An 11,042-nucleotide genomic window follows, 5' to 3' on the forward strand; every position below is an offset into this window, starting at 1 on the left:
TCTGCTTGATTAATTCGGCGAAACCGCCGCTTCCCGCAGTCCGCGACGGACGCGGTTGATCATGGTCAGCATGCACAGCGCCGCCATGGCCGCGGCCACGCCAGTGACCGTCATTGCGCCACCCCACTCAAGCGCCAGCAGCAGGCCCAGCGCACCGATCACGAACGCGCGGTCGCTCTTGCCCATCGGGCCGTCGTAGCGGCGGCTGGCACCGACCATCAGCCCCAGCACCCCGGCGTACTCGCTCAGCGCCGCCGTCCAGGCCAGCAGCCACAGCACTTCCGGACGCACGCCCGGCACGCTGAGCAGGCTCAGGTACAGCGCCGCGTCGGCGATCACATCGCACAGCTCGTTCAGGTAGGCGCCCAGCCGCGACTGCTGGCCGAACTCGCGGGCCAGCATGCCGTCCACGGCGTTGAGCGCCATGCGCAGCAGCATCCACAGCGGCAGCAGCAGGTACAGCAGGGGCTGGGCGGGCGCGCAGCACCAGACGGCGGCGGCCACCAGCAGCGAGACCACGGCGGCGGCCACGGTCACCGCGTTGGCGGTGATTCCCATGCGGTACAGACCGCGTACGGCCGGACGCAACAGGTCCTGAAAACGTCCTTTCAATGCATAGATCGACACGATCCGAACCCGCTGATCCTTGGCAGTTCCGGCACAGCCTACCCGATTGGGGCAGCGCGCCCCATCGAATTGCTTGCGGACCGCCCCCGGCCAGGCTGTGCTGAAGGCGGCCGCAGGGCCATCGGTGCGGGTCGATTTTTCCCGTCGGCGCCCGCCACCGGCCCCCACCGCCTACAATATCGGCCCCGCTCCGCTGCCGATTCTGTCCCATGACTGCTGATCTGTTGCCCGTCCGCCGGGCCCTCCTCTCCGTTTCCGACAAGACCGGTCTGGTCGAGCTGGCCACTGCGCTGGCGGCACGCGGCGTGGAGCTGCTGTCCACCGGCGGCACTGCCAAGGCGATCCGCGATGCGGGCCTGGCCGTGAAGGACGTGGCCGACGTCACCGGCTTCCCGGAAATGATGGACGGCCGGGTCAAGACCCTGCACCCGATGGTGCACGGCGGCCTGCTGGGCCGTTCGGGCCTGGATGATGCAGTGATGGCCGAGCACGGCATCGGTGCCATCGACCTGCTGGTGCTGAACCTGTACCCGTTCGAGTCGGTCACCGCCAAGGCCGACTGCACCCTGGCCGACGCGGTCGAGAACATCGACATCGGCGGCCCGGCCATGCTGCGCTCGGCGGCCAAGAACTTTGCCCGCGTGGCAGTGGCCACCGACCCGTCGCAGTACGCCGAGCTGCTGGCCTCGCTGGAGGCCAACAACGGCCAGCTGACGGCTGCCACCCGCTTCGCGTTCTCGGTGGCCGCGTTCAACCGCGTCGCCCAGTACGATGCGGCGATCAGCAACTACCTGTCGGCGGTCACCGCCACCGACGCCGCGGTGCCGGCCCGTGCCGAGTACCCGGCGCAGATGAATTCCACCTTCGTGAAGGTGATGGACCTGCGCTACGGCGAGAACCCGCACCAGAGCGGCGCGTTCTACCGCGACCTGTACCCGGTGCCGGGCACGCTGGCCACCTTCCAGCAGCTGCAGGGCAAGGAGCTGAGCTACAACAACCTGGCCGATGCCGATGCGGCGTGGGAGTGCGTGCGCCAGTTCGACGCGCCGGCCTGCGTCATCGTCAAGCACGCCAACCCGTGCGGCGTTGCGGTCGGTGCCGGCAACGGCGATGCCTACGAGCTGGCCTACGCCACCGACCCGACCAGCGCCTTCGGCGGCATCATCGCCTTCAACAAACCGCTGGACGCCGCCACCGCCAAGGTGATCCTGGACCGCCAGTTCGTCGAAGTGCTGATCGCCCCGGACTACGAGCCGGCCGCGCTGGAGTACGCGCAGAAGAAGGCCAACGTGCGCGTACTGCGCATCCCGCACGGCGACGGCCTGAACAACTTCGACAGCAAGCGCGTCGGCTCGGGCCTGCTGCTGCAGTCGTCGGACAACCGCGGCATGACCCGTGATGAACTGAAGGTGGTCAGCAAGCTGGCGCCGACCGACAAGCAGTTCACCGACCTGCTGTTCGCCTGGAAGGTGGCCAAGTTCGTGAAGTCCAACGCGATCGTCTATGCCAAGGACAACCGCACCATCGGTGTCGGTGCCGGCCAGATGAGCCGCGTGTACTCGGCCCGCATCGCCGGCATCAAGGCCGCCGATGCGAACCTGGTGGTCGAGGGCTCGGTGATGGCCTCCGACGCGTTCTTCCCGTTCCGCGACGGCATCGACGCCGCCGCTGCCGCCGGCATCAAGGCGGTCATCCAGCCGGGCGGTTCGATGCGCGATTCCGAAGTGATCGCCGCCGCCGACGAACATGGCCTGGCCATGGTGTTCACCGGCGTGCGCCACTTCCGCCACTGATCCTGGAGCGACACGGATGTCCACAGTTTCAATGAAATCGCTGGCCGCCCTCGCCCTCGCGGGTGCGGCCGTACTGGCAGGCTGCAAGCCTGCTGCCGAGCCCAGCGCGGGCCCGAAGGCAGAAGCGCCGGCGGTGGCCCCCGCCTCACCGGCACAGCACGTCAGCCGCACCGCGCGGCTGCAGGCGTTCCTGGTCCAGCGCTACGGCAGCAACGCCAGGCTCTCCGGTGAATGGCGCGGCAGCTGGACCGACGATGGCGACACCCATGCGATGGACTGGCAGGTCTGCGCGGAACAACCGGTGGTGAGCGGTGACAGCTGGCAACAGCTGCTGGCCGTGTGCGGTGCGCTGGTCGATGGCGCGCACATCGACCCGGGCACCATCGAGTTCTTCGTGCTGCGCCCCAAAGGCGATGGCTTCGAGGTGACCAGCGAACTGACCGGCGAGCGCTTCGGCAGTGGTGGCCAGCCCGGCACCGCCAGTATCATCCGCGCCGGCAGCGACTTCTATGGTTTCCGCGTCGAGGACGGCTGGTTCGGGCAGGGCTTCTCGCTGCTCTCGCAGTCGCTGATCCTGCCGGGCCCGAACGGCCTGGTGGCCAGTGGCAGCGTGCGCAGCCATATCGACAATGACGCGCAGTACGAGTGCGACACGGTCGATGCCAGCACCGACCCCGACACGACCAACGACTGCCGCACCCGCCGCTTCAGCATCGACTTCGCCCTGCGTTTCGACGACAGCGACCGCAGCGCGCGCGTCTGGCCGCTGCTGATCGACGAAACCGGAACCACCTGTGGCGGCAAGCAGGTCCGGCAGGAACACCGCTTTACCCTGGACCCGAAGACCTGGGCCTACTCCTTCCCCGAATCGCTGCGACGCGAAGGCTGCGAGTGAACCACGCGCGCCGCCGGGGATATCGATCTTCCCTTCCCACGCAATCTGGAATCTCGTGATGAACGTACTTGTCATCGGCTCTGGCGGCCGCGAACACGCCCTGGCATGGAAGCTGGCCCAGTCCTCCCGTGTCACTGAAGTGATCGTGGCGCCCGGCAACGCCGGCACCGCCAGCGAAGACAAGTGCCGCAACGTGGCGGTCAAGGTCACCGATATCGACGGTCTGCTGGCGCTGGCCCAGGCAGAAGGCGTGGCACTGACCGTGGTCGGCCCGGAAGTACCGCTGGTGGCCGGCGTGGTCGACCGCTTCCGCGCCGCCGGCCTGCGCATCTTCGGGCCGACCGCCGCTGCCGCGCAGCTGGAAGGCAGCAAGGCCTACGCCAAGGACTTTCTGGCCCGCCACAACATCCCTACCGCGTTCTACGCCGTGCACAGCGACGTGGACGCTGCGCTGGCCTACGTGCGCGAGAAGGGCGCACCGATCGTGGTCAAGGCCGATGGCCTCGCCGCCGGCAAGGGCGTGATCGTCGCAATGACGTTGACCGAAGCCGAAGACGCGGTGCGAGACATGCTCTCCGGCAACGCGTTCGGCGATGCCGGCGCACGCGTGGTGATCGAGGAATTCCTCGACGGCGAGGAAGCCAGCTTCATTTCGATGGTGGACGGTGTGCATGCGCTGCCGATGGCCACCTCGCAGGACCACAAGCGCGTCGGCGACGGCGATACCGGCCCGAACACCGGCGGCATGGGCGCCTATTCGCCGGCGCCGGTGGTGACCCCGGAGGTGCATGCACGCGTGATGCGTGAGGTGGTGAACCCCACCGTGCAGGGCATGATCGCCGACGGCATCCCCTTCACCGGCTTCCTCTATGCCGGCCTGATGATCGACGCCAGCGGCGCGCCGAAGGTGATCGAGTTCAACGTGCGCTTCGGCGACCCGGAAACCCAGCCGGTGATGCTGCGCCTGCAGTCGGACCTGGTCGAGCTGGTGGAAGCCGCCATCGACGGCCGCCTGGACCAGGTGGAAGCACAGTGGGATGCGCGTCCGTCGCTGGGCGTGGTGCTGGCCGCCAGGCCATACCCGGAATCGCCGATCACCGGCGACGTGATTTCCGGCCTGGACGACGTGCCGGCCAGTGCCAAGGTGTTCCATGCCGGCACCGCGCTGGACGCGCAGGGCCAGGTGCTCAGTGCGGGTGGTCGCGTGCTGTGCGTGGCGGCGCTGGGCAACAGCGTGCGCGACGCGCAGGCCAACGCCTATGCCGGCGTGGCCAAGGTCAGCTGGGCCAACGAGTTCCACCGCAACGACATCGGCTGGCGCGCGATCGCACGCGAGGGCTGAGGTCCGGCGCCGCCGCCACGCATGGCGTGGCTCTACTGATACTGCACAGCTTGGGTAGATCCACGCCATGCGTGGATTGAACACCTCGGAAAAGCAAAGGCCCGGCAGAACCGGGCCTTTGCTTTACAGGACTGCTTCGAGTCCCTTCCGATCAATCAGGTTCAGCAACTTCAGTGATGGTCCGCTGGGCTTCTTCTCGCCCTGTTCCCAGCTGCGTACGGTGGAAACGCTGGTATTGAGAACTCCAGCAAAGACCGGCTGACTGAGCTGTAATGACGCACGCAGGGCACGGATCTGGGCACTGCTGTATTCAGGGACCGGCTCAAGGCAAAGCGCTTCGTAGCTGCTCAACCGACGTTTATCGATGAAGCCATGTGCGTGCAGACTCACAGCCGCATCATGCACCGCCTCAAGAAGCGCACTTTTCGCGCGCCGTCGCTCAGGGGTCTTCGTCATGGCTGATCTCCTGTAGATCCCCGTACTGCACGGCACGATTCAGCTGCGCCGTACTCATTTTCAAGAACTCCGATGCGTACAGCTGCAGCGCATCGCGTTCCGCATTCGTGATTGCAGCACGTTCATTCTTCTCGTAGCCGAAAAGGAAGAACCAATGCCCGCCTCGCTGTGTGGCGACGATGGTTCGGACGCTCCCACGCTTTCCTCGCCCCGGCAAGGCAACGCGCTTCTTGAAGATTCCGCCGCCAAGATCAGCATCCACCAGACCCGCTTCCATTTCACGTACCGACCGGTACAGCGCAGCGTCGGACAGGGTGGTCCTGCGCATGCTGCGATTGAAACTTCGTGTGCGGAAGACGCGTGGCATGATCATACCGTGCCACTGCGTGGTACGGCGTGAACATCAGCATCCAGCACATGATCCGGTCGGCGCAATCACCGCCCTGGCGTCAGAGTAGAGCCACGCCATGCGTAGATGAGAACGCCACCAAAAAGAAAAAGCCCGGCAGTGCCGGGCCTTTTCATCGCTTCAACGCCACCCCGCTTACGCGGTGAACAGCGCCTTCATCTTCTTCAGCGCATTCGCTTCAACCTGGCGGATGCGCTCGGCCGACACGCCGTACTCATCGGCCAGCTCCTGCAGCGTCACCTTGCTGTCCGCGTCCAGCCAGCGACGGCGGATGATGTCGCGCGAGCGGGCGTCCAGCTCGGCCAGGCCTTCGCGCAGCAGCTGCATCTGGTTGTCTTCGCTGTCAGCACGCTCATACGCCATCGACGGGTCTTCGTCGTTGGCGACAAGGAACGCGGCCGGCGACGGCGGCGCGTGCTCGTTGTCCTCGTCGGTCGGCGCATCGAAACCGATATCGCGACCGGACAGGCGCGACTCCATTTCCATGACCTCGCGCTCGGACACGTTCAGGTCCTTGGCCACCGCGCTCACTTCAGCCGCGTTCATCCAGCCCAGGCGCGTCTTCGACTTGCGCAGGTTGAAGAACAGCTTGCGCTGCGCCTTGGTGGTGGCGACCTTCACGATGCGCCAGTTCTTCAGGATGAACTCGTGCATCTCGGCACGGATCCAGTGCACGGCGAAGGAGACCAGGCGCACGCCCATGTCCGGGTCGAAACGCTTGACCGCCTTCATCAGGCCGATGTTGCCTTCCTGGATCAGATCGCCCAGCGCAAGGCCGTAGCCGTTGTAGCCGCGGGCCACGTGCACCACGAAGCGCAGGTGCGAATGCACCAGCTCGCGGGCGGCGTCCAGATCGTTGCCGTCGCGGAAGCGACGGGCCAGGTCCTGTTCGTCATCGACCGACAGCACCGGGATCTGGTGCACGGCACCGATGTAGGCGTCCAGCGAACCGAGCGCACTGGGAATCGGGAGATTGTTTGCCACAAGGGCAGTAGAGGTGTTCTGGCTCATAGGCACCCATCTTAGCAGTCCGGCATTTGGACTGCTAAAGGAGGAAAAAGTTCCAGCGTCCCATTGATGCAACACTGGTCCCAAACAGAGCCCTACCGTAGCGCGATTTGATGACAGTGGCGAGCATGCTTTTCGGGATTCACAATCCCTTGGAATTCAAGCAATTACCTACTGGAAACCGGCCGATTCCGGTCAAGCGGAGCTGAACGGGCCGTCCGCAGGACCCATTCAGGCCCGAAAACGTTGCCCGGCGTTCAGCCCCGGTCACCCGCCGGCGGTCAGAGCGCCGAGCGTGGTGGCAGCGACCAGTCGATCGGGGCCTGGCTGCGGCGCTGCAGGTACTCGTTGGCCATCGAGAAATGCCGGCAGCCGAGGAAGCCACGGTGGGCCGACAGCGGCGACGGATGCGGCGACTTCAGCACGCGATGGCGGCGGGTATCGATGACCTTGCCCTTCTGCTGCGCATAGGCGCCCCAGAGCATGAACACCAGCCCTTCGCGCTCGCGGTTGAGCACGTCCACCACGTGGTCGGTGAAGCCTTCCCAGCCACGCCCCTGGTGCGCACCGGCCTTGCCCTCCTCCACCGTCAGCACCGCATTGAGCAGCAGCACGCCACGCTGCGCCCACGGGATCAGGCAGCCGTGGTCCGGGCGCGGGATACCGAGATCGCTCTCGATCTCCTTGTAGATGTTCAGCAGCGACGGTGGCATCGGCACGCCCGGCGGAACCGAAAAACTCAGGCCATGCGCCTGCCCGCGGCCGTGGTACGGGTCCTGCCCGAGGATGACCACCTTCACCTGCTCGAACGGCGTGGCGTCGAACGCGGCGAAGATCTGCGGGCCGGGCGGGAACACCGCCGCGCCACTGGCCTTGCGCTGGCGCAGGAAGCTGGACAGCTCGCGCATCTGCGGCTGCAACAGGTAATCGCCGACATGCTGCTTCCAGCTCGGTTCCAGCTGGATCGTCGGGGTGTCGGCTACTTCATCCATCATCGCAACAGGGGTCCATCGTTCAATCGGGCCAGCCGCAGCTGGAACAGCACCTTGGTGACCAGCAGCCGTTCTTCGATCGGCTTGAGCACCAGGTCGTTGGCACCGGACTGCAGCAGCCCGGTCTGGTTGTGCGGATTGCCATCACCGGTCATCACCAGCACCGGCAGGCGGCGCTTGCCGTAACCGAAGTCCACGCGCACGCGCTGCACCACGTCGCGACCGCTCAGTTCGCCCTTCAGGGTGACGTCGGTCAGCACCAGGTCGATGCGGTGGCGACTGCGGCCCAGCGACTCGGCGGTGAGCAGGGTGAACGCTTCTTCGGCGCTGACCACGTGCAGCACGTTCAACTGCTGGCGCTCGAGCATGCGTTTGGTGGCCTCGGCCACCACGCGGCTGTCCTCGATATAGAGGATGGTGGCGCCGGGAATGGTCTGCGGCTGCACGTAGCCGCGGATGAAGGTCGCCAGTGCCTCGTGGCCCAGCGCCTTGTCGAAATAGTCGGTGACGTATTCGGTGAAGCGGCGCTGCTCCAGGTGCTGCTGGGCATCGCCGGAGACCACGATCACCGGCACATAGGCCTGGCCGGCCGCTTCGCGCACCATCCGCGCCAGCGCCAGGCCGTCGCCATCGCGCAGGGTCAGCGAGGTCGTCACCAGGTCCACCGGGCCCTGCGCCAGCGCCTGCTGCGCATCCTCGATGCTGTCGCAGCCGATCACCTCCACGCCCGGCAGGTCACGCTGCAGGACGTCGGCGATCAGCTTGCGCACCAGCTTCGAACCATCGACCACCATCACCCGCGTCGCGGGCCCTTCAAGGTGCTTCAGCGCTTGCGGTTGCATGCCGGTCTCAGGTGTCGGTCGGGCGGGTCTGGCGGAGGAAGTGGCCGGTGACCAGCCAGGCGCCCAGCCAACCCAGCAGCAGCGTGCCGAGCAGGACCAGGCCGCCATGCAGCAGGTCCAGGCCGTGCAGTACGAACGGGCTGCCGTAGCTGCGCGAGAGTTCGGCCAGCGGCATGCGCAGGGCGGCACCGGCGGCGCCGATCAGGGCCAGCGCCACCGCGCCGGCGCCCAGGCCGTACCACGCGCCCAGGTACAGGAACGGGCGGCGGATGAAGCCATCGCTGGCGCCGAGCAGCTGCAGCACGCCGATCTCTTCGCGGCGGGCCTGGATGTCCAGGCGTACCGTGTTGCCGACCACCAGCGCGGCACCCACGCCGAGCAGTACCGACAGCACCTGCACCAGCCGCGCGCCGAAGGCCAGCCAGGCATCCAGGCGCTGGCGCCACAGCGCATCGTGCTGCACCAGGTCGGCCTCGGGCAGGCTTTCCAGCGCGCGCGCCAGGCGTGCGTCATCCTTGCCCTGGCCGGGGGTGATCACCAGCAGCGAGGGCAGCGGATTGTCGTTGAGTGCGTCGATCGCCTCACCGAGGCCGGCATCGCGCAGTTCCTGCAGGCCCTGCTCGGGCGTGCGCACGTTCACTTCGGCCACGTCGTCGCGGTCGCGCAGCTGGCCCGCCAGGCGCAGCGCGCCGGGACCATCGACGTTGCTCTTCAGGAACACGTTGATGTCGCGCGACTGCTGCACGCTGCCGGCGAACTGCTTGAGGTTGTCCAGCGCGATCGACAGGCCCAGAGGCAACGCCAGCGCCAGTGCCATGACCATCACCGTCAGCAGGGTCGCCCACGGCTTGCGGCAGGCGCGGCCAAGGCTGAACACCACGCTGTGCACGTGGTGCTGGAACCACACACCCACGCGCGAGGGGGCGGCGGCTTCGCTGTTTTCGTTCTTCGCCATGGTTACTCCGCCAGGTCCTGCGGCGAGATGTCATCCACCAGCCGGCCGTGGTCGAGGATCAGCACGCGCTTGCGCATGCGGCGCAGCAGCGGCAGGTCATGGCTGACCACCAGCACGCTGGTGCCGCGCGAAGGCAGCTCAGCGAACAGGGCCATGATCTCCGCCGCCAGGGTCGGGTCGAGGTTGCCGGTCGGCTCATCGGCCACCAGCAGCTTGGGCTCACCGACGATCGCGCGGGCGATGCCGACGCGCTGCTGCTCGCCGGCCGACAGCTGCGAGGGCAGCGCCTTCTCGCGATGGCCCAGGCCCATCCGTTCCAGCACCGAGCGCACGCGCTTGCTGATGTCGCCACGGCGGGTGCCACGCAGGATCAGCGGCAGCGCCACGTTCTCGGCGATCGAGCGGTCCATCAGCAAGCGGTGGTCCTGGTAGACCGCGCCCACCGCACGTCGGTGGCGGGGCACGTCGCCGCCGCGCACCTTCAGCAGGTTGCGCTCGTCGAACATCACCGCGCCGCGACTGGGCCGCTCATCGAGGTGGATCAACTTGAGCAGGGTACTCTTGCCCGCACCGGAATGGCCGGTGACGAACAGCATTTCGCCCGGCGCGACCTCGAAGCTGACATCGATCAGCGCCTCGTGGCCACCGGCGTACTGTTTGCTGACATTGTCGAAGCGCAGGACACTCATGCCCCGATTATGCAGGAGCGGCGCCACCGATCGGTAGCGCCCGGCCCTGCCCGGCGGAATCTTCGATCCGCGGCTGTGCCCGCCGTGTCTGCCGGGGCGCTACCCTTCCCTGCGGGCGTGCAGGACCACCAGCGCGTTGTTGTCGCGGTATTCATCCCAGAAGCCGGCAGGCCGGCCCTCGCACTCCGCCGCTGTCGGCGCCGGCACCTGCCACTGCAGCCCGGGCAGCCCCGCGCGGGCGGCCGCCTGCTCATGCTGGTCCGCGCGCCATTGATGGTCGGTGACGCGGGCCACGGCGGCCTCGGCGAACGCGACCTCCACCAAGTGATGATCCTCCAGCGCCTGCTGCCGGACGATGCGTGCGCCGTAGCGCGAGAAGTCGCCCCGGGCCAAGCGGAAGGCCGGATGGGTGACGATCCCCAGCAGCCGTCCGCCCGGCCTGAGGACGTGGGCTGCCGCCCGGTACATGCGCTCCAGTTCCTGCAGCGTATCGGCGTGGTTGAACAGCCAGACCGCCACGGCAATATCGAAGCGGGCCGGCAGGTCCAGGCGGGTCGCGTCGCCGTGCAGGAACTGCATGGCGTCACCGCCTTGCCCGGAAAGCCGGCGCGCCTGCTCGATCATCGCGGCGGACAGATCGACACCGAGGGCACTACGTGCCCCGTGCAACAGAAGGTGGCGGCCGAAATCGCCGGAGCCGCAGGCGAGATCGATCACATCCCGCCCCTGCAGTGGGCCGGCCAGTTCCAGCAGTGTCCGGCGTTCCAGCGGACGCGATGCAGAAGCCGCCACGTGCTGCGCGTAATGCAGATCGAATGCGTCGTAACAGGGGACGGATGCCATCGCGTGACGCCTCCGGATGCGGGAGGCATCAGCTTGGCTGGAGGCCGTCAGGCGCGGCCAGAGTCAGATGCGACAGGGTTGCGTGGCCGGCGGCTGCGCGGCATGCCGGCCAGCGGCCGGCACTACCCTTCAAAGCCACCCGACCAACGGTCGGGTGCTACCGGCCCGGCTTGGTGGGTGCCGACCGTTGG

The 11,042-nt window shown here is 67.2% G+C and carries 12 protein-coding genes; 3 read left to right on the forward strand and 9 right to left on the reverse strand.

Features of this window, described 5'->3' with window-relative positions; all coding sequences use genetic code 11:
* Positions 1-9: 9 nt before the first annotated feature.
* Positions 10-627, reverse strand: a complete 618-nt coding sequence (locus AB1281_RS17855) for a CDP-alcohol phosphatidyltransferase family protein (protein ID WP_430346558.1) — start codon at positions 625-627, stop codon at positions 10-12.
* A 209-nt stretch (positions 628-836) separates the two neighbouring features.
* On the opposite strand from AB1281_RS17855, the gene purH reads away from it, so the two are divergent.
* Genes purH through purD form a run of 3 tightly spaced genes read left to right on the forward strand, consistent with a single transcriptional unit; the run spans position 837 to position 4,657 of the window.
* Positions 837-2,420, forward strand: a complete 1,584-nt coding sequence (purH, locus tag AB1281_RS17860; protein WP_430346559.1) for a bifunctional phosphoribosylaminoimidazolecarboxamide formyltransferase/IMP cyclohydrolase — start codon at positions 837-839, stop codon at positions 2,418-2,420.
* Positions 2,421-2,436: 16 nt separating this feature from the next.
* A complete protein-coding gene (locus tag AB1281_RS17865; protein ID WP_430346560.1) occupies positions 2,437-3,315 on the forward strand; it encodes a hypothetical protein in 879 nt (292 codons plus the stop codon).
* A 58-nt stretch (positions 3,316-3,373) separates the two neighbouring features.
* The gene (gene purD / locus AB1281_RS17870; protein WP_430346561.1) at positions 3,374-4,657 is read left to right on the forward strand and encodes a phosphoribosylamine--glycine ligase; all 1,284 of its coding nucleotides are present in this window, start codon (positions 3,374-3,376) and stop codon (positions 4,655-4,657) included.
* A 123-nt stretch (positions 4,658-4,780) separates the two neighbouring features.
* Here purD and AB1281_RS17875 read toward each other — a convergent pair whose 3' ends face one another.
* The 8 genes from AB1281_RS17875 to AB1281_RS17910 all read right to left on the reverse strand — a co-directional run bounded on the left by AB1281_RS17875 (position 4,781) and on the right by AB1281_RS17910 (position 10,851).
* Positions 4,781-5,113: a helix-turn-helix domain-containing protein gene (locus tag AB1281_RS17875; protein ID WP_014038700.1), complete on the reverse strand. Its 333-nt coding sequence runs from the start codon at positions 5,111-5,113 to the stop codon at positions 4,781-4,783.
* Complete coding sequence (locus AB1281_RS17880) at positions 5,097-5,486, reverse strand: type II toxin-antitoxin system RelE/ParE family toxin (protein ID WP_430346562.1); 390 nt, start codon at positions 5,484-5,486, stop codon at positions 5,097-5,099. Before AB1281_RS17880 ends, AB1281_RS17875 begins: the two co-directional genes overlap by 17 nt.
* 171 nt (positions 5,487-5,657) lie before the next feature.
* Positions 5,658-6,533 carry an RNA polymerase sigma factor RpoH gene (gene rpoH, locus AB1281_RS17885; RefSeq protein WP_006473441.1) on the reverse strand — a complete coding sequence of 292 codons (876 nt, stop codon included), beginning with the start codon at positions 6,531-6,533 and terminating at the stop codon, positions 5,658-5,660.
* A 278-nt stretch (positions 6,534-6,811) separates the two neighbouring features.
* Entirely contained in the window at positions 6,812-7,525 is a 714-nt protein-coding gene (ung, locus tag AB1281_RS17890) for a uracil-DNA glycosylase (protein ID WP_430346563.1), read from the reverse strand.
* Positions 7,522-8,364 (reverse strand): response regulator, encoded by an 843-nt coding sequence (locus AB1281_RS17895; protein ID WP_049424094.1) that lies wholly within the window; start codon positions 8,362-8,364, stop codon positions 7,522-7,524. Before AB1281_RS17895 ends, ung begins: the two co-directional genes overlap by 4 nt.
* A 7-nt stretch (positions 8,365-8,371) precedes the next feature.
* On the reverse strand, positions 8,372-9,319 hold the full coding sequence (gene ftsX, locus AB1281_RS17900) for a permease-like cell division protein FtsX (protein WP_430346564.1): 948 nt from the start codon (positions 9,317-9,319) through the stop codon (positions 8,372-8,374).
* A gap of 2 nt (positions 9,320-9,321) precedes the next feature.
* On the reverse strand, positions 9,322-10,008 hold the full coding sequence (ftsE, locus tag AB1281_RS17905; RefSeq protein WP_014038704.1) for a cell division ATP-binding protein FtsE: 687 nt from the start codon (positions 10,006-10,008) through the stop codon (positions 9,322-9,324).
* Positions 10,009-10,107: 99 nt separating this feature from the next.
* Positions 10,108-10,851 carry a class I SAM-dependent methyltransferase gene (locus tag AB1281_RS17910; RefSeq protein WP_430346565.1) on the reverse strand — a complete coding sequence of 248 codons (744 nt, stop codon included), beginning with the start codon at positions 10,849-10,851 and terminating at the stop codon, positions 10,108-10,110.
* Between the last annotated feature and the right edge of the window lie 191 nt (positions 10,852-11,042).

This window comes from Stenotrophomonas sp. NRRL B-14846, from assembly GCF_050473585.1.
GTDB lineage: Bacteria > Pseudomonadota > Gammaproteobacteria > Xanthomonadales > Xanthomonadaceae > Stenotrophomonas.

What these genes read in the sequence shown, in the direction of transcription:
- AB1281_RS17895 (WP_049424094.1), bottom strand. Translation starts at nt 8,364, where the DNA reads ATGCAACCGCAAGCGCTGAAGCACCTTGAAGGGCCCGCGACGCGGGTG.
- ung (WP_430346563.1), bottom strand. Translation starts at nt 7,525, where the DNA reads ATGATGGATGAAGTAGCCGACACCCCGACGATCCAGCTGGAACCGAGC.
- AB1281_RS17880 (WP_430346562.1), bottom strand. Translation starts at nt 5,486, where the DNA reads ATGATCATGCCACGCGTCTTCCGCACACGAAGTTTCAATCGCAGCATG.
- ftsX (WP_430346564.1), bottom strand. Translation starts at nt 9,319, where the DNA reads ATGGCGAAGAACGAAAACAGCGAAGCCGCCGCCCCCTCGCGCGTGGGT.
- AB1281_RS17875 (WP_014038700.1), bottom strand. Translation starts at nt 5,113, where the DNA reads ATGACGAAGACCCCTGAGCGACGGCGCGCGAAAAGTGCGCTTCTTGAG.
- ftsE (WP_014038704.1), bottom strand. Translation starts at nt 10,008, where the DNA reads ATGAGTGTCCTGCGCTTCGACAATGTCAGCAAACAGTACGCCGGTGGC.
- AB1281_RS17910 (WP_430346565.1), bottom strand. Translation starts at nt 10,851, where the DNA reads ATGGCATCCGTCCCCTGTTACGACGCATTCGATCTGCATTACGCGCAG.
- purH (WP_430346559.1), top strand. Translation starts at nt 837, where the DNA reads ATGACTGCTGATCTGTTGCCCGTCCGCCGGGCCCTCCTCTCCGTTTCC.
- purD (WP_430346561.1), top strand. Translation starts at nt 3,374, where the DNA reads ATGAACGTACTTGTCATCGGCTCTGGCGGCCGCGAACACGCCCTGGCA.
- rpoH (WP_006473441.1), bottom strand. Translation starts at nt 6,533, where the DNA reads ATGAGCCAGAACACCTCTACTGCCCTTGTGGCAAACAATCTCCCGATT.
- AB1281_RS17865 (WP_430346560.1), top strand. Translation starts at nt 2,437, where the DNA reads ATGTCCACAGTTTCAATGAAATCGCTGGCCGCCCTCGCCCTCGCGGGT.